General features: G+C 61.3%; 17 protein-coding genes. 4 read left to right on the top strand and 13 right to left on the bottom strand.

What is annotated here, in order from left to right; all coding sequences use genetic code 11:
* Nucleotides 1-97 precede the first annotated feature (97 nt).
* The 3 genes from ACSSVG_RS14215 to ACSSVG_RS14205 are packed head-to-tail and all read right to left on the bottom strand — an operon-like array spanning nucleotide 98 to nucleotide 3,791.
* The gene (locus tag ACSSVG_RS14215) at nucleotides 98-1,420 is read right to left on the bottom strand and encodes an MFS transporter (protein ID WP_253464484.1); all 1,323 of its coding nucleotides are present in this window, start codon (nucleotides 1,418-1,420) and stop codon (nucleotides 98-100) included.
* Entirely contained in the window at nucleotides 1,417-3,009 is a 1,593-nt protein-coding gene (locus tag ACSSVG_RS14210; protein ID WP_492415281.1) for an acetate--CoA ligase, read from the bottom strand. Before ACSSVG_RS14210 ends, ACSSVG_RS14215 begins: the two co-directional genes overlap by 4 nt.
* A 17-nt stretch (nucleotides 3,010-3,026) precedes the next feature.
* Nucleotides 3,027-3,791 (bottom strand): enoyl-CoA hydratase/isomerase family protein, encoded by a 765-nt coding sequence (locus tag ACSSVG_RS14205; RefSeq protein ID WP_492415280.1) that lies wholly within the window; start codon nucleotides 3,789-3,791, stop codon nucleotides 3,027-3,029.
* 116 nt (nucleotides 3,792-3,907) lie between these two features.
* On the opposite strand from ACSSVG_RS14205, the gene ACSSVG_RS14200 reads away from it, so the two are divergent.
* From ACSSVG_RS14200 to ACSSVG_RS14190, 3 genes are all read left to right on the top strand, one after another.
* Nucleotides 3,908-4,801, top strand: coding sequence for a LysR family transcriptional regulator (locus ACSSVG_RS14200; RefSeq protein WP_492415279.1), 894 nt, complete (start codon nucleotides 3,908-3,910; stop codon nucleotides 4,799-4,801).
* A gap of 876 nt (nucleotides 4,802-5,677) precedes the next feature.
* Entirely contained in the window at nucleotides 5,678-6,115 is a 438-nt protein-coding gene (locus ACSSVG_RS14195) for a hypothetical protein (RefSeq protein WP_492415278.1), read from the top strand.
* A 146-nt stretch (nucleotides 6,116-6,261) separates the two neighbouring features.
* Nucleotides 6,262-6,984, top strand: a complete 723-nt coding sequence (locus ACSSVG_RS14190) for a hypothetical protein (RefSeq protein ID WP_231343094.1) — start codon at nucleotides 6,262-6,264, stop codon at nucleotides 6,982-6,984.
* Nucleotides 6,985-7,122: 138 nt separating this feature from the next.
* Here the strand turns inward: ACSSVG_RS14190 and ACSSVG_RS14185 are convergent, their stop codons facing one another.
* The 9 genes from ACSSVG_RS14185 to ACSSVG_RS14145 all read right to left on the bottom strand — a co-directional run bounded on the left by ACSSVG_RS14185 (nucleotide 7,123) and on the right by ACSSVG_RS14145 (nucleotide 16,633).
* Nucleotides 7,123-7,308, bottom strand: coding sequence for a type 1 glutamine amidotransferase family protein (locus ACSSVG_RS14185; protein WP_253464506.1), 186 nt, complete (start codon nucleotides 7,306-7,308; stop codon nucleotides 7,123-7,125).
* A gap of 962 nt (nucleotides 7,309-8,270) precedes the next feature.
* Nucleotides 8,271-9,485, bottom strand: a complete 1,215-nt coding sequence (locus ACSSVG_RS14180) for a Gfo/Idh/MocA family protein (protein ID WP_492415277.1) — start codon at nucleotides 9,483-9,485, stop codon at nucleotides 8,271-8,273.
* Between the two features lie 3 nt (nucleotides 9,486-9,488).
* Nucleotides 9,489-10,232 carry a ThuA domain-containing protein gene (locus ACSSVG_RS14175; RefSeq protein WP_492415276.1) on the bottom strand — a complete coding sequence of 248 codons (744 nt, stop codon included), beginning with the start codon at nucleotides 10,230-10,232 and terminating at the stop codon, nucleotides 9,489-9,491.
* Between the two features lies 1 nt (nucleotide 10,233).
* A complete protein-coding gene (locus ACSSVG_RS14170; RefSeq protein WP_253464508.1) occupies nucleotides 10,234-11,337 on the bottom strand; it encodes a Gfo/Idh/MocA family protein in 1,104 nt (367 codons plus the stop codon).
* A gap of 41 nt (nucleotides 11,338-11,378) precedes the next feature.
* Nucleotides 11,379-12,278 carry a carbohydrate ABC transporter permease gene (locus ACSSVG_RS14165; RefSeq protein ID WP_492415275.1) on the bottom strand — a complete coding sequence of 300 codons (900 nt, stop codon included), beginning with the start codon at nucleotides 12,276-12,278 and terminating at the stop codon, nucleotides 11,379-11,381.
* On the bottom strand, nucleotides 12,275-13,231 hold the full coding sequence (locus ACSSVG_RS14160; protein ID WP_492415274.1) for a carbohydrate ABC transporter permease: 957 nt from the start codon (nucleotides 13,229-13,231) through the stop codon (nucleotides 12,275-12,277). Before ACSSVG_RS14160 ends, ACSSVG_RS14165 begins: the two co-directional genes overlap by 4 nt.
* Before the next feature lie 2 nt (nucleotides 13,232-13,233).
* Nucleotides 13,234-14,544 carry an ABC transporter substrate-binding protein gene (locus ACSSVG_RS14155; RefSeq protein ID WP_492415273.1) on the bottom strand — a complete coding sequence of 437 codons (1,311 nt, stop codon included), beginning with the start codon at nucleotides 14,542-14,544 and terminating at the stop codon, nucleotides 13,234-13,236.
* A gap of 199 nt (nucleotides 14,545-14,743) precedes the next feature.
* Nucleotides 14,744-15,739 (bottom strand): LacI family DNA-binding transcriptional regulator, encoded by a 996-nt coding sequence (locus tag ACSSVG_RS14150; protein WP_492415272.1) that lies wholly within the window; start codon nucleotides 15,737-15,739, stop codon nucleotides 14,744-14,746.
* 264 nt (nucleotides 15,740-16,003) lie between these two features.
* Complete coding sequence (locus ACSSVG_RS14145; RefSeq protein WP_492415271.1) at nucleotides 16,004-16,633, bottom strand: hypothetical protein; 630 nt, start codon at nucleotides 16,631-16,633, stop codon at nucleotides 16,004-16,006.
* A 537-nt stretch (nucleotides 16,634-17,170) separates the two neighbouring features.
* Here ACSSVG_RS14145 and ACSSVG_RS14140 point away from each other — a divergent pair.
* A complete protein-coding gene (locus tag ACSSVG_RS14140) occupies nucleotides 17,171-18,370 on the top strand; it encodes a hypothetical protein (RefSeq protein ID WP_492415270.1) in 1,200 nt (399 codons plus the stop codon).
* A gap of 401 nt (nucleotides 18,371-18,771) precedes the next feature.
* Here ACSSVG_RS14140 and ACSSVG_RS14135 read toward each other — a convergent pair whose 3' ends face one another.
* The gene (locus ACSSVG_RS14135; protein ID WP_492415269.1) at nucleotides 18,772-19,545 is read right to left on the bottom strand and encodes a TIR domain-containing protein; all 774 of its coding nucleotides are present in this window, start codon (nucleotides 19,543-19,545) and stop codon (nucleotides 18,772-18,774) included.
* Nucleotides 19,546-19,643: the final 98 nt, after the last annotated feature.

The following is a 19,643-nucleotide window of genomic DNA, read 5'->3' as shown; positions in this document are numbered from 1 at the left end:
AATCGCCGGGCGGGTACGCACTTTTTTCGTGCACCAGAAAGAGGTCGGGTGGGGCGCTGACGTGCGCCCGACCCGACCTCTCTCACAGGTGCAAAAACTACAGGACCGTGGTCCGCGACAGCGAGAGGTCCTTGGTCTCCCGGAAGAATAGGACAACCACCACAGCGGATACCAGCGCCATGCCCATCAGGTAGAAGGCCGGGGCCAGCGGGGTTCCGAAGCCAGCCACCAAGCCGGTGGCCACGAAGGGAGCGGTTCCACCGAACAGCACGTAGGCCAGGGTGTAGCCAATGGCTGAACCGGATGCACGGACGGATGACGGGAACATCTCTACTAGGGCCGGCACATTGGACGTTCCGATCACGGCCACCAATGCACCCAGGACACTGGTCCCCAGGATCGCGAACCCGAGCCCCAGCGGCATGATGGAGAACGCCGGAATGGTCATCACCACGAAGCCCACACAGGCCACCAGCAGCATTCGTTTGCGGCCGTACCGGTCACTGGCACGAGCTGCCAACGGGCAAACCGCGGTGTAGACAAGCATGGTGATCACACTAGTGATCATGGATTCTGCCGAGGAATAGCCAAGGCTCGAGGTCATGTACGCGATCATGTAACTGCTCATCAGGTAGTACGCGATGGCATTGGTGATGCTGTAGCCGAAGAGCGTGAAGATCTGGCGCGAGCACATCCGGATGGCATCGCCCAGAGGCCGCTTGGCAACTTCGCCCGTCTTCTCCAGACCGCGGAACACCGGAGTGTCATCCACACGGGACCGGATATACAGGCCGATCAGACCCAGCGGTGCCGCGAGCAGGAACGGAATTCGCCAACCCCACGCCTGCAAATCAGCAGGGCTCAACGTGGAAGTGATCGCAACACCCAGCAAAGCCCCCGCAACCGAAGCCAACCCAACAGTGGCCGGAATGATGCTGGCGTAGGTCGCCCGCTTACCTTCGGGAGCGTACTCAACAATGAAAGCGGACGAACCCGTGTACTCGCCACCGGTGGTGAAGCCCTGGACCGCGCGGAACACGAACAGCAGGATCGGCGCCCAGACACCGATCACCGCGAACGTGGGCAGGATACCGATGCAGAACGTCGCCGCGCTCATGATCAGCACACACAGGCCGAGCATCTTGTTGCGGCCAATCCGGTCACCGTAGCGTCCAAAGAAAGCCGCCCCGAGCGGCCTGGCGATGAAGCCGCCGGCGAAGATCGCCCACACGGCCAGGAGTGACGCCGTCGTCGAATAGTCCGGGAAGAAGAGTTTCGCGATGGTGACGGACATGACCGCGTAGGCCGCGGAGTCGAACCATTCGACAAAATTTCCGACGGCGGCTGCCGCGGCAACGCGCTTCAGGCTGCGCCGAGGGGAAGACTCAGTGTCAGCAACTTTCTCGGTCATCGTATTCATGATTGTTGTCCTTCGGGGCGGGGAGAGGCTACAACGTGTGGGAGTTCGCGGAGCTGGGCCCGCTGGACTTTTCCAGTGGCGGACATCGGCAGCGCGGTGACGTATTCGATGAATCGTGGGTAGGCGAAGCGGGAGAAGTTCTCCTTCACGTGCGCCACGATGGTTTCGCTCAGGTCCGCTCCCCCAGCGTGACCGGGCATCAGTTCGATCCATGCCTTGATGGACTGGCCGCGGAGCTCGTCGGGCACTCCGGTGACCGACACGTCCCTGACGGGATCGAGTTCGCGAATGACTGCCTCCAGCTCGTAGGGCCCCACACGGTATCCGGACGTTTTAATGACGTCGTCGGTCCTCCCCAGGAACCAGAAGTAGCCGTCATCGTCCGTATAGGCCTGGTCCTTGGTGTGGTACCAACCGCCTCCGAATGCGGTGGCGGACGCCTCCGGCATGTTCCAGTATCCCAAGGGAAATTGCGGGTTGGATCGCGCGCGGAGGCAGATCTCGCCGGTCTCGCCCGTGGCTACTTCCTGCTCGTTGTCGTCCAGCAGGCGGACTTCCCATCCAGGAAGTGGACGCCCCATGGACCCGGGTTTCACGGGAACATCCGGATAGTTGCCCAGCAGCGGGTAGGACTCGGTGGAACCGTAGTAGTCCAGCAGCGTCACGCCGTATTGCGCTTCGAACCAGGTGATCAGGTCCGGCGTCAGCGGCTCATTGGACGAGCAAACTGTCCGCAGGTGCAGCGGGAAGCGGGTACCGGCGTCGGGCACGTCTTCGCGCATCTTGCGCAGGAACGTCGGGTTCACCAGCGCGCTGGTGACGCGGTGGCGGCTCATGCTGTCTAGAAGGGCTGCCGGGTCGAAGCCGCCGTTGGGCCGGAAGACCAGGTGCGTTGCGCCGAGCCGGAGCGGGCCCATGAGCTTGGCCAGCGACCATGCCCAGTCCCCCGCACCGTAGAACACATCGCCGTCGCCCATCTGGTGGCAGTACTCGAACTCGTTGTGGCCCAGGAGGGTCCGATGCGCGTGGACGATTCCCTTGGCCCGGCCGGTGGTGCCCGAGGTGTAGAAGATGAGTGCGGGGTCGTCGGCTGTGGTTTCGACATCCTGGAACTCTGTGGACGCCTCTTTAATCGCCGGGCTGTCGATGTCGATGAAAGTGCCCTCGAAGTCCTTGAACAAGGGCTTCGCTGACTCCTCGGCGATGATCACCGACGCACCACTGTCCTCCAGCCGGAACCGGATGGGCTCCGCGGCCCAGAGCAGGGACATCGTGACCAGGATGGCACCGGTCCGCAGCACGCCCAAGTAGGCGGACGGGGTGTCGGAACGCTGCGGCAGCAGGACGGCGACACGGTCGCCCTTCTTGATGCCCGCCTTTTGGAGGGTGGCGGCGATCTGGCGGGAACGGTCCTGGATCTCGCCCCATCTCACCTCGCGTTGACCTTCGACGGCGGACTCCAGGATGAGTGCCCGCTTGTCCCTTGGGTGCCGGTCGGCGACGTCGACGGCCATGTTGTAGAGCTCAGGAACCTCCCAGCGGTGGCTGTTCCGCAGTTCGGTATAGCGGTCTTGGGTTGCGGTTTTCATGGTGGAGTCCCGTCCGATCAGCGGCGGCCGGCGAGGAAGCGGGCCATTTCGCGCTGCGGCTCGCCGGTGCCGTAGGCCTGGCGGTGCACGCGCTTCGCTTCTGCCATGGCGTCGCTGAGGTCGTCGTCTTCCAGGCTGCGCAGGCGGTTCTTGGTCAACCGGACCGCGCCCGGAGGAAGGAGGCTCAAGCGGGCGGCGAGGTCCTTGGCGTAAGCCAGCACGCCGCCGTCGTCCGCCACATAGTTGAGGAGGCCAAGCCGCTGAGCCTCGGCAGCGTCCACCAGCTCGCCGGTGAGGACGAACTGGGAGGTCTTGGACTTGCCCAGGATGCTCCACATGGCCCAGATGCCGGTGATGCTGGGGATGCCGGAGAGGACTTCCGGCTGGCCCATGCGGACTTTGGAGTCACCGACGCGGAGGTCGGCGAGGAGCGAGTACTGGAAACCGGAGCCGGCGGCGACGCCGTTGACCGCGGCGATGGTGATCTGGTCGAGGTTGCGGACGGCGCGATAGAGGCGGTCGAAGCCGTCGATCCAGGCCTCGGCGGACTCGTGATCCTCGGGGTTCATGGATGCAGTCTCGGCCAGGTCCTGCCCGGCGCAGAACGCGCGGCCGCTGCCGGTGAGGATGACCGTGCGGACTTCATCGTTGCCCTTGAGGCCTTCCAGGTAGTCGATGAGTTCGCTGCGCATGGCCTCGGTCCAGGCGTTGAGCTTCTCCGGGCGGTTCAGGGTGATGGTGGCGATGGGTCCGTTTTGTTCGAAGAGGACGTCCTGGGACATTGGGGAATTTCCTTTGGCTCGTTGGGGCTTCTTGATTCCCATCTGACCATCAGCGAATGTGACCCGTCTAACATCAATATGTACTCGCTTTGATACCAAACTGATATGGTGCGGCGATGGACCTCCACCATCTCAAGTACTTCGTGGTGCTCTCCGAAGAGCTTCATTTTGGCCGTGCGGCCCAGCGATTGCACATGGCCCAACCGCCACTTTCGCAACGGATCAAGGACCTGGAGAAAGAGCTCGGGGTTCAGCTGTTTCACCGGCGGCGCACCGGCGTGGAACTGTCTGAAGCAGGGGCTTTGCTGTTGGAGCATGCGCGTGGGGTGCTGGATCACGTGGCCATGGCGCAGGAGTCCATGCGGCGGATCCGGCCTGGTGCTTCCGGCATCCTGCAGGTGGCAGTGCCGCCTGATACGAACCCTGTTGCCTTGTCCACGATGGTTTCTACGTTTGCTGCGTCTGCGCCTGACGTTCTGCTGAACCTTCACGAGCTCACCACCGTTGAGCAGGTTGAGCGACTGCGCGACGGCGAACTGGACGTCGCGGTGGTCCGTCACCCGTTGAGCAGCGTGGGTTTTGAGTCGGGGCCGGTGTTCTCGCGGGCGCTGGGCGTGGTGATGAATGCTTCGCACCCGCTCGCTTCTGCTTCTTCCGTGCGGCTTGGCGATCTTGCCGGGAGCCCGTTGATCATCTTCCCGCGGCACATGGCGCCCACCCTGTACGACTCGTTCCTGCACACGTGCCGGGACGCCGGGTATCTTCCTGCCGCGATCGTGCACGCACGCAACCAGCACTTCACGCACGGGCTGATCATGGCTGGCCGCGGGGTGCATTTCAATGAGGAGCCGTGGACGCCGCTGCCTGCAGGGATTGTGTGGCGGCCGTTGGTTGGTGATCCGTTGGCATGGCGGACCTCGGCGCTGTGGCTGAAGAGCAGGAGGTCAGCTGAGACGGATGCGTTTGTGGCGGCTGTTGGCGCGGGGCTGGAGGCGGGTGGACACGGGTGATTTACTGCCGGTGCTGACTTTGGCTTAGTCGGCGACCAGCTATTCAGTTGGAACGGCGACCTTCAAAAGTTGCGCTCCGGTCGGCGTGTAGGACACCGATTTGGACCGATGGCGTAGGGGCAACGAAGAAATACATCTCCACGGCCGTTTGCCCGACCCTCCACATGGCGGAGGTCATTCCGGGTTTCGCATTCGTCTCATCCATTGGGGGACCATATTTGGCCCTAAGAAAGGCAAGGATCAGGTCGTAGCCCAGTCTGGACGTGGCAGATCGGCCGGAAGACTCCTCGTATAAGGAGAGGTTTATGCAAAACAAGTCACCTCTATACGACATCCAAGAGCCTGCTGCAGGGGCTAAATAGGGACTCAACAGTTCGCCACTAAGGACTGATGGAGAATCGGCATTCATTGCATGCTGCTGAAATCCGAGCCTTTGGAAGTACTCGGCCTGCTCCTGTTCCCCGTGAGGCCATTCTGAGGTCACGATCAGTTCGATGAGGGCAGCAAGGGACTCTGCACTTGGCACAAGACCAGGCAATGGTTTAACCCTCCTCGGAGCGTGCCGCCCTCTTCAACTCAGCGATTCGCAGCCGTAAGAAGATAATGGTCAAGACCAAGGCATACACCGCCAGGACGGCAATCGCGATCACAAAGATAACGTATAGAATCCCGATGATTCCAAAGGCCGGACCTAAATTCATTGCTCCCCCAAAGAGTTGTTGGGCCCAATGCTACGCAGACCATCGGCAATTCTCGTGGACGTTGGGAGGTGTGCCAGATTCGCAACCGTGGCCGGGAATGTCCATGACATAGAATCGCGGTGAGGCGAATCTCAAGGCCGAAATTCCGGCACCGCTGTTGGGGGGAGAGGTCAGAATGTTCGGTTCGAAGAAGAAGCTCAACGACCTGATGGAGCAGCTCAGGCCGGACTTGAGTCGGGAGTCGCTCGGCGTCGGACCCAGCTTCCCGGGCGTCGCCCCGAACCCGGTCCTCAGCGGTGAAGCGCGGAAGCGCAATGCGGAGCTGCGAAATGGGACGCTTGCGCTCGGTGTTCTGGTCGACTGGCGCGAGGTCAACAGCAACCCGCGCGTCGTCCTGATGCTCGACGTGGAAACCGCCGACGGAATCTCGTTCCGCGGCATCGCAGACGAAAGCCTAACGATCACCGCTCTCACCCGACTCGCCCCAGGACAGACTTTGCCAGTGCGCTACCGGCCAGCCGTCATGGACCACTACGTTGCACTGGCCACGGACGCGAACCTCGCCGATGTGCAGCACCTCTCTGACTTGATCGCGAGCCGCAAGCGAACCTGACTCAAAGCCGCAAAGGGACGCGGAGGCACGTTGGATGGCGAACTTCCCCCGTCTCAAGCCAGCGGCGCCCACACGTTGATGACCGATAGTGTTATCTCAACTGGGGACCACCCGGCCGTAAAAGTAGACCCAATGGGGGAAATAGAGTGAAGAAGTTTGCGCTGCAGAGCGTCGGTATGTCGGCGTTGGTAGTGATGGCACTGACAGGATGTGGTGGGTCAACGGGCTCGACTGATGCCGCTTCGCCCGAAGCCACGGCGTCGCCGACGCCCACCACCGCCAAGCAGTACACCAACGACGAGCTCGTTGAACTGGTCAAGCAGATCAAGCCGAAGTCTGGCAAGGAATTGACTGTTGCTTCAAGTGAGGAACTCGCCCAGGAGAATCCCATGAAGGCGCTCATGAGCATGTTCACCATCGAACCGGCTGAGTGCAAGGACCTTGCAACGCTGGGTGGCAGTGAGACCCTCGCCGGTTCAACCACCGCTGCCGGCGCAGATCTGGACGCTGCATCCGGGGTCATGACCATGGTGACCTTGACCTCCGGGCTCGATAAGCAGAAGCTCCAGGACAGCATCGATAAGAGCGGCGCGCAGGCCGAGAAGTGCGCGAAGATGACGCTGTCCATGTCCGGTCAATCGATGAACGTCGCCACTGAAAAGTTCGACGGCATCAGCACGGTCCCCGGAACTGTGGCCTACAAGACGGAAATGTCCACAGCTAGCGGCGCGGCACAAACCACCTACATGGCTTACGCCATCAAGGATGGGGTGCTGATTTCCGCTACGGCGTCCGGCAAGGGCGCTGACGCCAACGGCGTGGCCACGGCCAGCGACCTCATGGAGCAGGCAGCAGCACTGATCAAGTAGCAGCCCGCCCGCCCAGGGCCGCGACCCTCAAGGGTCGCGGCCCTCGCGGTCTGTACAGGTGCTGTTATTCGCAGCGCCACCGGACCAAAGGGGACCACGACGCCGGCACGCGCCTCTCGGACTATCCCGCCAAACGCTTTAGAGAAGTTCCGCAACCTTCTGGGAAGTCGCTTTGGCCGATCCAGGATTCTGGCCCGTGACGAGGTTACCGTCAGCAATGGCGTAGGAGACGAACGGGAGCAGGGCTTTCTCATAGAGTGCTCCGCGTTCTTTCATCTCTTCCTCCGCGTTGTACGGCACGAGCTTGTCGACCCGAGCCAGCACTTCTTCCTGCCACGCGAAGCCGGTTACTTTCCGGCCCTCCTGGTAGGAGGCTGCCGTCCGAAAGCCTGGTGTTGAGCAATCCGAGGTATCCGTGGCAGACCGAGGACACGATGGCGTCCTGTTCGGAGACGTGTCACCTCCCGTCAATGCCGAGCGGCTGACCTACCTACAAAACACCACAATCGATTCAGCGCCGCGAAACTCGCCTCGCGATTCCCGGACTTCGCCTGAACTTCACATCGGCACAGCCTGGCAATCATTCGCCGCGAAGCGGACTCAACGCGACCGGGTTCACACTAGGGGTCTCAAGCATCTGCTAAACCCGCCATCGTGGTCGAGGAAGGCGTCGGCGAGCCAGCGAGCAGCTTTCAGGCCGCACGGCTGCGGCTGGTTCATGGTTTCAGTATGCCGAGAACTTACCCTAATCAGACTTCCGTTGCTGGAATGGGGATTTAGTGCTGGCAGGCGAATCCACTTCCAATAAGTCGAGCAGCGCAGCCCTCAATTCTTTCCAAGTTGGCTCCGTCAATATGGTGCAGCTGGTCGCTGACCAACCCCCGCGAACTGAGCTTGAACTCAACCAGTGGTGCAGCGGCAACTCCTTCCACTGCGCGATGGCGGTAGGCGGGTTCTGGGCGTTCGTCAGCGGCATCTGGGGCGCGGCCACTAGCTGAAATTGAACCGATATGGCGCTACCACGACAAAACTGCCGTGGTAGCGTCATCCCATGAAAGTGGCTCCTCGAATGCGTCGCACTATCATCATCTTCCTGGCCGGATTCATCTCTTTCGCTGTATTCTGGCCGATCTATGGCGTATTGCCTGCACTCGGTATCGGTTTCGTTGTAGCGGCAGCCGCTATGGCTATCGATGCTGGAATAACTTCTCGCCGCAATTCCCGACGGGCTTAGATACTGTCCGGGCTCCCTTAATACTCCAACGCGGGTCCCTAGCCTGAGACCTCTAGACAACCTGTTTCTCTAAATAACTCTGGTTACGAGGGCATCTGGGGTCGTTGATCTCAACCATAGATCGAACCTCCGTCACAGTGCTCCTGTTCCGTGCCGACTCTTCGACGGCAGCCAGCACCCGCTGGATCTGCAGCCCGTCATCGAACGACGGCGACGGCTCGCTTCCGTCGCGAACGGCAAGGAGGAAGTCGCGGACCTGGTGTGTGAAGGTGTGCTCCCAACCGATGATGTGCCCCTGCGGCCACCACGCCGCAGCGTAAGGGTGCTCGGGCTCGTTGACCAGGATCCGCCGGAAGCCCTGTTCCCGCACGGGAAGCGTGGCGTCCAGGAAGCCGAGCTCGTTGAGGTTCTCCAGGTCGAACGTCAACGAACCCAAAGACCCGTAGATCTCTATCTTCAAAGAGTTCTTCTGCCCGGTAGCCACTCGTGACGCTTCTACCGACGCGCTGAGGCCGCCGGTCAGGCCCAAGGTGGCCCACGCGGCGTCGTCGACTGTCACTTTCTCCAGCCCAGCGGCACCTGGGCGCTCGGCGACGAAAGTCCTCAACGTTCCCGTCACCTCAGTAACGGTCTGACCGGTCAGGTGCTGGACCTGGTCGATGGCGTGGGAGGCGATATCGCCCAGCGCTCCGGAGCCGGCCGTCTCCTTGCGGAGCCGCCAGCTCATGGGGGTTTCGACGTCGGAAAGCCAGTCCTGCAGGTAGGCGGCACGGACGTGCCGCACGGTTCCGAGACGCCCTTCGGCAATCAGTTCGCGGGCCAATGCGAGTGCAGGGACGCGGCGGTAGTTGAAGCCGATCATCGATTGCACACCACGGTCCCGCGCCGAAGCAGCCGCTTCCGCCATTGCCTCGGCCTCTTCCAGAGTGTTGGCGAGCGGCTTCTCCACGAGCACATGCTTCCCGGCAGCCAGAGCTTCCAGAGCGATCTCCGCGTGCATCCAGCCCGGTGCGCAAATGTCCACAATGTCGATGTCGTCCCGCGCAATCACGGAACGCCAGTCCGTGGCTGACTCGGCCCAGCCATACTTGGCAGCGGCCTCGCTCACCGCCAAGGCATCCCGGCCAACCAGCACTTTCTGCTCGACGGCCGGGACGTCGAAGAAGCTGGCCACGTTCAGCCACGCGTTCGAATGGGCCTTCCCCATGAAGGCGTACCCGATCGCGGCGACGCCCAGCGGGCGGCCACTAGGAAGAGAAACGGTCATGGCCTACTCGAACCAGCCCCGCGCAGGGTTGGAGACCTCGGGCGCTTCGCGGAAGACACCGGGCTGGGCAACCCAGCCAACACCGTTGGCGATGACCTTCTGGATCTGCGGCTGGTGGTACACCGGGTATTCCTGGTCGCCGGGGCTGAAGTAGAAAATCCGGCCCTTGCCGCGCGCGAACGTCACGCCTGAACGGAACACCTCTCCCCCGGTAAACGAGCTGATGAAGATCAGGTCATCGGGTTCCGGAATGTCGAACAGTTCGCCGTACATTTCCTGCTGCGGAATGACGATCGGGCTCTCGATTCCAGCGGCGATCGGGTGCGAAGGCTTGACCGTCCACACGAGCTCGCGTTCGCCCTCGTTGCGCCACTTCAGCGAGCAGGTGGTCCCCAACAATCGAGTGAAGATCTTGGCGAAATGCCCCGAGTGCAGGACCACCAGACCCATGCCGCCGAGGACGTGTCGCTGCACGCGCTCCACCACTTCATCAGCCACTTCCCCGTGCGCTATGTGCCCCCACCACAACAGAACGTCGGTCTGCTCCAGGACTTCCTCGGAGAGCCCGTGCTCGGGATCGGCCAAGGTTGCGGTGGAGATTTCAGAGTCAGGGTAGACACCACGGAGGCCGGCAGCAATAGCGCCATGGATCCCCTCCGGGTACATGTCGCCGATAGTCGCGGGCTCGTTGCGAGCCTCGTGCACGGCCTCGTTCCAGACGACAATCTTCAATTTCGAATCAGACATTTCAGAGCACCACTTCACGTTGTTCGAGGGCGGATTTGTAGCAGGCATCGAGCACCAGGGCTCGGCTGAGGGCAAGGGACCCATCGTGGCTTCCCCACACGGTCTCGCCACCGCGCACGGCGGCAATGAAATCGTCGACGACGGCCTGGTGGGCTCGCCCGGGTTCGGCCACCACCTCGAAGTCGGCGTTCTCGCCGTCCTTCTCGGTGAAGACGTGGACGTCCGCAACTGGGTTCTCGGAGGCGCCGACCGAGCGCAAGTCCGCTCCGCCGTCGGTCCCGTAAACGGTGAAGTCCATCAGGTCCCGCTCGTCGCGGTACGTGGCCCATCCTGCTTCCAGGATCAGGGTCCCGCCGCCTTCCAGCCGGATGAACGCGGAGGCGAAGTCTTCCACTTCAAACTTGTGGCTTGAGTTCGACGCCGTGTACCGGGCGTTGCCGCCGAGGCCGCGCGGGCCGAGTTCGGAATGGGTCGACGCCGAGACGGCCAGAACCTTGGGCTCGCCCAGGAGGTGCAGGGAGTAGTCCAGGACGTGCACGCCGATGTCCGCCAGCGGACCGCCGCCGGCGAGTTCCGGGTTGGTGAACCAGCTGCCCAGCATCGGAATGCCTTGCCTGCGTAGCCAGGACGCCTTGGCGTAGTACGGACGCCCCAGCGTGCCGGCGTCGATTACTTCCTTGAGCGCCTGAATGTCGCCGCGACGGCGGTGGTTGAACGCTACGTCCAAGACGCGACCGGCCTTACGGGCGGCGTCTACCATCTGTTGACCCTCGACGGCGTTGCGCGCCAACGGCTTTTCGCTCAGCACATGCAGTCCCCGCTCGAGCGATGCAATCGCGATGGGCGCGTGCAGGAACGTCGGCACGGCGACGCTGACGGCGTCGAGACCTTCCAGCTCGATCATGTCTTCCCAGCGGGCGAAGGCGTGGGGAATGCTGTATTCCTCCTTCAGCTGGGCAAGAAGGTCAGCTTCCATGCCCGCGACGGCGACAATTTCGACGCCGGGAATGGTGCTGTACGCCTTGAGGTGCTGCTGACCGGCCCAACCGATGCCCACAACTCCCACCTTGAGGGTTGTGGACGGGGCCTGCTGCTGAATGCTCACGTTGTTCCTGTTCTTTCTGGGTTTCTAGTTGTGGTTTGGGGTTAGCCCTTGACGGCGCCGGCCGTCATGCCCGAAACAATGCGCTTCTGGCACAGCAACACGAGGATGACCAACGGAATGGTGATGATCACCGATGCGGCGCTGATGGTGCCCAAGGGTTGCTCGAACTCGCTGGTTCCGCTGAAGAACGCAATCGCCACCGGGACAGGGCGGGCTTCGGGCGAGGTAGTCAGTGTGACGGCCAGGAGGAATTCGTTCCAGACCGAGATGAACACCAGGATCGCGGTGGTCGCCAAGCCTGGAACAGCCAGCGGCAGGATCACCTTGCGGAAGGCGACAAACGGTGTGGCGCCGTCCATGTACGCGGATTCCTCGAGCTCACGCGGAATCTCCTTGAAGAACGACGTCAGTGTGTAGATAGCCAGCGGCAACGCGAACGTCAGCTTCGGGATGATGAGGCCGAGCAGTGTGTCGTACAGGCCGATTTCGCGCCAGATGGAGAACATCGGGGCTGCGATGGCGATGGCCGGGAACGTCGTCACCGAGAGGATCAGCGTGAGGATCATCGCCTTGCGGCGCATCTTCAGCCGGGCCAGCGCGTACGCGGCGAAGGATGCGAACACCAGCGCCACTGTTGTAGTCACGACGGCGATAATCACCGAGTTGCGCAAGGCCAGGAGGAATTCGGGGTTCTGGAAGACCACCAGGTAGTTCTCGAGAGTCGGCTGGCTCGGGAAGAGCTCGCCTTGGGACAGGCTCGCACCCTTCTTCAGGGAGGTGTTGACCAGCCAGTAGAACGGGATGAGCGAGAAGCCCATCACGGCCACCACGAACACCCATACCAGGGGATGCAGTTTCGATTCCCCACGCAAGCGACGCTTCGGCGCCTTGGGGCGCGAGGCGACTTCCGCCGTCGGGCGTTCTGCAGTCAGCGTGCTCATTGTTCCTCCTTCGCGACGTCGCGGATGTTGCCGCCTGCGAAGCGGACGTAGATGACCGAGACCACCATGACGGTGAGGAAGGTCAGGATGGACAGCGCCGATCCTTCGCCCACCAACCGGTTTTCGCGCAGCTGGGTGTAGGCGAGCATGGACATGGATTCTGTGCCGTTGGCGCCGCGGGTGAGGACGAACGGCAGGTCGAAGACGCGGAGGGCGTCCATGGTGCGGAAAATCGCGGCGAGGACGATCGCCGGGCGCAGGAGCGGCAGGGTGATGTTCACGAAGGTCTGCCACTTGCTGGCGCCGTCGAGTTCCGCGGCCTCGTACGTTTCGGCGGAGATGACCTGCAGGCCGGCCAGGATGATGAGCGCCGCGAAGGGCGTGGTCTTCCAGACGTCGGCCATGACGATCACGGCCATCGCGTAGCCATGCTCACCGAGCCAGACGACGTCGCCGCCCGGCAGTCCCAGCGTGGAGAGGACGTTGGTGACCAGGCCCATGTTGGGCTGGAACATCGTTTGCCAGGTGATGGCGCTGACCACGGTGATGATCGCGTACGGCAGCAGAACCACGGTGCGCAGGACGGCGCGGCCCTTAAACGCGAGGTTGAGCAGGAGCGCCATGGCCGTGCCGAGGATGAGTTCCAGGCTCACAGAGAGACCCGCGAAGAGGAAGGTCTGGCCGAACGCAGCCCACCACTCTCGGCTTGCGAGGGCGGTGATGTAGTTTTCCAGGCCGACGAAGCGGGACAGGCCTGCGGTCCGAACGCTGTACTGGTTCAACGAGAGCCAGATCGCGTAGCCGATGGGGACTGCCGCAACCAACGCCATGATGACCAGCGACGGCGCGGTCATGCGGAACGCGAGCCTTCGTTCGGCGCGGTCGCGGCCGCTCACGGGGCGGGCCGGTGCGCTGCTTGGGCTACGGCCCGGTAGGAGTGTCTTGATGGCCATAGCTAGAAGCTCGCCTTGGCGGTGGTGATTTCCTCGGCCATCTTCTGCACGGCTTCCTCGGTGGAGGCGGTGCCGGAGAGGACGGCGTAGACGTTCTTGTAGATCGCCTGGCTGATCTGCGGGTAGACCGGGGAGATCGGGCGCGGCTTGGCACCCTTTACCGAGGCGAGGAGTTCCGTGGCGAACGGCATCTTCTGCAGCACGGCCGGGTCCGAGTAGGCCGCTTCATTCACGGGAGCCTGCGAGTAATCCATGGCGACGTGCTTCTGCCAGTCCGGGCTGGTGGCGAAGTCGATGAACGCGACAGCTCCGGCCTGGTTGGTGGAGTGGGCCGAGATTGCCAGGTTCCAGCCGCCGAGCACACCGGAGGCCTTGCCGCCTTCCCATGCCGGCAGTGGCGCGACGCCGAAGCTCGACGCCAGCGGTGTCGCGTTGAGCAGCCGGTACACGTGCGGCCAGTTGCGCTGGTATCCGAAGTCGCCGGACTCGTAGGCGAGGCGGGCAGGGTCTTCGTTGTAGGTGAGGACGGCGCGGTCGGCTGACCCGTTCTTGAGGCCGTCGCTCATGAAGTTGAGGACGTCGCGGGTTTCCTTGGAGTCGATTGTGACGTCGCCCTGCTCATTGAGGACTTCGCCGCCTGCGCTGTAGAGCATTTCGAGGAAGTTCACCGTGAGGCCCTCGTACTGCTTGCCTTGGTAGACGTACCCATTGCCGGGAGCCTTGGCGGCTCCCGCGTAGAGCTGCTGCCAGGACTCGGGCTTGGCCACCTTGTCCTTCTGGTAGTAGATCAACCCGGCGTTGGTGAAGAACGGCGAGCCCCAGTACTTGTCCTGGTACTTGGTGGTTTCCACAGTGGAGGGAATGAGCCGGTCCTTGTTGGCCTCCACCAGCTTGGTCTGGTCCAGCAGCCAGCCCTGGGACGCGAACTCGGACGTCCAGATGACATCCGTGACGAAGAGGTCGCACTCAGTGGACTTGCCCTCGAGCCGCTGCACAATCTGCGTGCGCGCCTCATCCGTGGTGGCACCGATCTCGGTGTACTTGGCCGTCACCTTGCCGTTCGCCTTGGTGAACGCCTCCGCCGTGCCCTTGTAGATGCCGCTCGCGTCCTTGACGCCGCAGATGTTCACGGCACCGCTGGCATTAGCGCCCGACGCCGGATCGGCAGCTGCCGCTTGCTCGGCACCTTGGGGTGCTGCTCCCCCGCCGCACGCGCTGAGGAGGAGGGCTGCGGCTATTGCGGCTGCTGCTAGGGCTTTGCGGTTTGTTGCGGCTTTGTTCTGGAGCGGGAGAGCAGGTCGGTTCAAGTCCACAAGTGGCTCCTTTGGGGTCTGTGGGAGGTGGCGTTCAGTACGCGTTTAGGCTGTCCCGCGTGCTGAGGGTGGCTTCTTTGCCGGTGGTTCTCGTGATCCATGGAATCGATTCCAAATGTGCTCAAAAGAATCGGCCTTGCGGCCGTGGAATCGATTCCAAAGTAGTGTGACAGGGACCACGAAGGACTGTCAACCCTCTTTATTTGGTGGAGTCTCGTATGACGAGTTCGTGCGGGAGGAAGGTTCTTCCCTTGCGATGCGAGCCCTCGGCTGTCATCCGCTCCAAGAGTTCAGCGAAGGCGACTCGGCCCATTTCGTAGGCCGGCTGGCGGACTGTGGTCAGCTCCGGGACGCACATTTCCGCTTGGGCTGAGTCATCGAAACCTGCTACGGCGATGTCGTTCGGTACACGTAGGCCAGCGTCGGTGAGTTCTCGGACGCAGCCGGCCGCGACGATGTCAGTCCCACAGAAGACTGCGTCCGGAAGGTCTTTTGCTTCGAGGAGCTTCCTTGCGAGGGTGCGGCCGGAGTGGAAGCCGAAGTTCCCTTCACCGAACAGGATCTGGTCCGGTTCCATGCCGGACTCACTGAGCGCCTGGCGGAATCCTTCCTCGCGCAGCCGGCCCGAGCGGGCACCCCTATGCGCGAGCATGGCCAGTTTCTTAGCGCCCGTGTTGATCAGATGTTTAGTGATGTCGTAAGCGGCCTGACGGTCATCGATGGATACTCCGAACGCTGCCTCGGCGTCGACGATTTCACAGACCTGGACAACGCTCATCTGCTCAGCAACCGTGTTGACGTCATCGTCCGCCATCGTGGGCGAGAAAATCACTAGTCCGTCCACAGAGCCGTTCCGTAGCATGTCCACGAGCTGCTGCTCGCGGTCGAGGTCGCCGTCGGTGGCCGCGATGAGGCTGACGTAGCCCGAGTCCGCGGCGGCGTCGCCGACGCCCCGGAAAACTTCACTGATCACCAACGAGTCCAGGTTCTTGGCCAAGGCCAGGACACGCATGGTCCGGTCCCGGCGGAGGTCCCTTGCCGAAGCGAGAGGACGGTAGCTGAGCTCCTTGATGGCCGCGGTGACCTTCTCCTTGGCCGCCTCGCTAACAGCCGAACTTCCGTTCAACACGCGCGACACCGTCCCCACGGACACGCCCGCCGTCCTGGCGACGTCCTGAACTGTCGGCCGAGCCATTTGTTTATCCTTCCGCGAGCAGCCCTGGTGCTCTTTGCCCCCACGCCCATGCCGTGCCCATCGGCGCTCCCCAGCTTAGCTGGGGTCTGGAAGTAGACCATGGGCCGCATGCAATGTTCACATTTCTCCGCTGACAACACTGCACTCGGCATGACGGGCCCGCCTAGTCACTTCGTCACGGCGAAGGGTAAAGAGTGTCCAGAACTGGGCAACTCACGATCACCGATGGTGCACGTTACGTCGACCGTTTTCGACAAGTGGCCGCTATAAACCGGCGATGTCCTGTGGGTCGTCCCAATTGTGCAATGCGCGAAGCACCTTAGGCATCAATGAGTTGTCCGCTCCATCCGGTATCACAGTGAACAGCCGGCTGACGTCGGTCATGTTGATTGGGGTGGGCGCCATCTTGGGGAGGGCCTTGCCTGGCGGAAAGATCCGCTCCAGTCCGACTCGAGCAACGGCATCGTCAAGACGTTCATCATGGTCATCACCAGAGCTGTAGGTAGAGCCGACGACGAGCAAAACCACGCTGCCGAGCCTGATCGATTCTGAGGCGTTGATCGGCCCCTCGCCGACACTGAACCCAATTGGCGCACCACACCCATCGAGCAGGACGCTGGAATCGCCCTTCAACGCGAGAACGTAAGGAGTGACTTTTGATTCGGTCGGCTCGACCGAATCGTCGACAAGCGCAGCGAACACGCGAACACCTTTCGGTGTCCCGGCATCGAGCTTGTTGAAGCGGCGAAGGAGCAGTTGCCGGCTGGACTCCACGCCCAACACTCCTCTGCCGCGGGCTAGACTGAGCAGCAATGTGACCCAAATGATCCAGTCGCCGAGATGTTGCAACGTCTTTTTCGTGACGGGTGAACCCGTCTCGATGAGCTCCATCATCTCGGATCGCCTATGAAGCACACTGGTGGCCTGGTTGTGTGTGCTGCAGAGATCCGTTCGGAATCGTACGAGGTCATCGTGATTTGGGTCGAGGCCGAAACGCTTCCAGAGCGTCTGAGGAATGATGTGTTCGACGGTCGGCTCATGAAGACTTCCACATAACAGGCACGGCCTGTGCCCGCCCTGCCCAGCCCGAGAATATTCAACCATTCGCTTCTTCCGTCTATCCGCCTAGTGCCATCTGGACCCGCCGAAAAACCGGCACCCCCGTATTCAATCACTACCAGCGTCGGTAGCGGTTCACCGATGCCGTTTCATGTGGTTACTGTCTTTTGCGTATGCAGCGGCGATGTAGCCCTCGAGTTTGGCGCGCTCGGTGCTGCACCACTGGATCCGGCCGCCGAACTGTATTGCTGGCGAGCTTGCCTGAGCCGACGATAGTACCGCTGTCGATCTGTCAGGAATGGATGCCGACGAGCATTATATTTGGCTCGATCCTTGCTGCTGTCTCCATAGACACTCGGATAGTCTATTTAGATGTTTGATCTCTTGGGGGAATTGGCCACGTCAACGCTATCCCTCATCGATTGGCCGCAGGCTTCTGCATTCCCGAACCCACCTGCTACTCCCCCCATATTTCCGGGGCTCCCCTCCACCCCCGGGACTGTCTCGAGTCCGGCCATTGTTGTAGGGCCCGCAACAGAAGCTGGAGCACCTGCCAATGATGACTCTTTCCTGGAGAAATTCTTCACCGGTCCGCCTATGGCCGGCCTTTTTGCTGTGGCTGCAGCAGGGATCGCCTACCTCGGCATCAAAAGGACAATAGAGCACAACAAAGCCGTGGCTAGGGACGTCCGAATCGACCACAGAGAAGCCTTGAACCGCGCAGATAGCCGTCATTTCAAAGATCTCCAGTTGGCCAAGACGGAGCTTGAGGACACGCAAGCGCGACACAGGGCCGACCTCCAGGCTGCCAATCAGCGCCAGGAGGAAGAAACTGCCAGGGCCAAGCGAAAAGCGGATTCTGATCGTTGGTGGTCCACGTTGACGTGGGCTTACGAAAAGGCTCAACAGTCGCAAGAGGCAGACGATTCTCCTGCAGGCACCAAAGATGGATTTAGGAAAGTTGCCGTGGTAGCCATTCTGAGGTCCCTCAGCAGCGAGGAGCAGCAGCTGGATCGGTTGCAGAGGGACGCCGTCGAAAGTATCGCCTCAATCTTCACAGATGCAGAGGAGCCAGACGTCCGGGAATCTGTGGCTCAGTTATACGAATCCATAGGCAAGCCATCACCTTACCTAGAAAGAGAGCTATACGCGGAGCAGCTGGGCGACGCGCTGAAAGACATACCCCTCATCAAACGCACATTTCGTGATGTTAGAACACCCAATGGCCGACATTTGCACGACTGGGTCGTGGAGACGACGGACGGCAAGATGACTATCATCGAATGTGCGAGGGACGCACAGGGGACCCGCATGATTCCATCGCTTGCCAGAACCGTAGGACGGGCTTGGACGAGCGCTGACGTAGTTCCGGCGGCTCTGCAAGGCGTAACAGCATCCAAGGTGATGCTAATTTATGGAGGAACTCATATAGGGTCCCGTGAGAGGCTAGGCGAGACCCAACGCATCCGCATCGAGGATGTTTCCAATCCGGACCTTGGCGTAGTGCATTGGGACCCAGGCGCGGGGGCCGCTGATCTGGTCGATAAAGTCACGGCATTCTTAACCAACTGAGCCCCCCGGATTCAGACGGTAGTGACGTATGTCGGGCCTGCTCCGTGGCTCTGCCCGCCAACCAGCTTCTCTATACGCAAGTTACATCGAGAATGAGCTTCGTATGTCTTGGCTCTGGATGTTAACTGGGTGAGCAGTACAACTAGCTAGCTGCCTAAGAATCTTTTGAGCGCCCTTATGCTTCTATTGCCGGTGGGTCTATAACCGCGAGCAACTTACCCGCAAGCCGGTCCCCATCGTTTCAGGTGATGACCGGGTCTCCTCGAAATTCGAATGACCCTGAAACGAAAATGGAAGAGGACCGCGAGGGTGGACATGCCCAAGACCCATGGTGCCCCCTGCAGAATGTAGCCGCTCTCAAGATGCTCAGACTTGGCGGAGCCAGGACCCTCCGTCGCGAGCTATCGTCTGAGAGCGGACCAATTGACGGGAATGCCCGCCTCTTCAATCTCGGACGCCAATGCCGATTTCCACGCTCCACCGGGGTCCAAAGACGTGTAGACAAGCCCGGTGACGTCCCCCGGCTCTTCAACCCCTTGCTCCATCAGAACGGCTACGTTGGAGCGTCCAAGGGCACCCATGAAGAATCCAAGCTCAAAAACTACGTTCTGTCGCCCACGAGGCCTCTCACTAGGCTCCCCTTTCGGCCTGCCGAAATCATCACCTGTAAGTAACACGACGGCAAAGCCGGTTTTCGCAGCGCTGGCTTCCAATTTCTCTATGAGAACCGCACCTTTGTTTGGCTGCTCGTGAAGGATAACGGGCTCGTGATCTGTGAGGTCTTTAAGGAACCGCGCAAGTTGAAATTTCTTGGCTTCGTCGTGGCCGTGGACGATGAAGATTCTCTCAGCACCGGCGGTTTCGCCCTTATCGCTTGTCACGATGACCTCCTCAACCTGTGCTGTCATGGCTGACTGGCGTAGTTCTTCCCTCAATTCAAGCTCCCGCTTCGCTGCCTCAAGAAGCGCAACGGCTTTAAGAACGCCCTGTTCTCCAAAGGACGAAGACACGGTTCCAGCAGTGAACGGACCCGGGCTGTATCGAATATCTCGGAACTGATAGTAGATGTTGCTGAGCTCTCCCATCACAGTGCGCAGCACAACGTCAGTCTGTGTACGCCAACGGTCGAAATCCGTTGACGCCACGTTGTTGACCGCAGCAAGCTGCTCGTCCAAAAGTGCGAGCTTACGACTCAGATCCATTACACGAGGATATACAGTCTCGGTGGGGACAAACGGCTTCGTGCCCACCGACATACTTGTTGCCAAGTGCT

The sequence above is a fragment of the Paenarthrobacter sp. E2MeOHC11 genome (assembly GCF_058744955.1).
The sequence above is the reverse complement of the archived record's forward strand: the minus strand, read 5'-3'. Positions and strand labels throughout refer to the sequence as shown.

What these genes read in the sequence shown, in the direction of transcription:
- ACSSVG_RS14195 (WP_492415278.1), top strand. Translation starts at nt 5,678, where the DNA reads ATGTTCGGTTCGAAGAAGAAGCTCAACGACCTGATGGAGCAGCTCAGG.
- ACSSVG_RS14205 (WP_492415280.1), bottom strand. Translation starts at nt 3,791, where the DNA reads ATGTCCCAGGACGTCCTCTTCGAACAAAACGGACCCATCGCCACCATC.
- ACSSVG_RS14175 (WP_492415276.1), bottom strand. Translation starts at nt 10,232, where the DNA reads ATGTCTGATTCGAAATTGAAGATTGTCGTCTGGAACGAGGCCGTGCAC.
- ACSSVG_RS14200 (WP_492415279.1), top strand. Translation starts at nt 3,908, where the DNA reads ATGGACCTCCACCATCTCAAGTACTTCGTGGTGCTCTCCGAAGAGCTT.
- ACSSVG_RS14210 (WP_492415281.1), bottom strand. Translation starts at nt 3,009, where the DNA reads ATGAAAACCGCAACCCAAGACCGCTATACCGAACTGCGGAACAGCCAC.
- ACSSVG_RS14165 (WP_492415275.1), bottom strand. Translation starts at nt 12,278, where the DNA reads ATGAGCACGCTGACTGCAGAACGCCCGACGGCGGAAGTCGCCTCGCGC.
- ACSSVG_RS14150 (WP_492415272.1), bottom strand. Translation starts at nt 15,739, where the DNA reads ATGGCTCGGCCGACAGTTCAGGACGTCGCCAGGACGGCGGGCGTGTCC.
- ACSSVG_RS14215 (WP_253464484.1), bottom strand. Translation starts at nt 1,420, where the DNA reads ATGAATACGATGACCGAGAAAGTTGCTGACACTGAGTCTTCCCCTCGG.
- ACSSVG_RS14160 (WP_492415274.1), bottom strand. Translation starts at nt 13,231, where the DNA reads ATGGCCATCAAGACACTCCTACCGGGCCGTAGCCCAAGCAGCGCACCG.
- ACSSVG_RS14145 (WP_492415271.1), bottom strand. Translation starts at nt 16,633, where the DNA reads ATGATGGAGCTCATCGAGACGGGTTCACCCGTCACGAAAAAGACGTTG.
- ACSSVG_RS14180 (WP_492415277.1), bottom strand. Translation starts at nt 9,485, where the DNA reads ATGACCGTTTCTCTTCCTAGTGGCCGCCCGCTGGGCGTCGCCGCGATC.
- ACSSVG_RS14140 (WP_492415270.1), top strand. Translation starts at nt 17,171, where the DNA reads ATGTTTGATCTCTTGGGGGAATTGGCCACGTCAACGCTATCCCTCATC.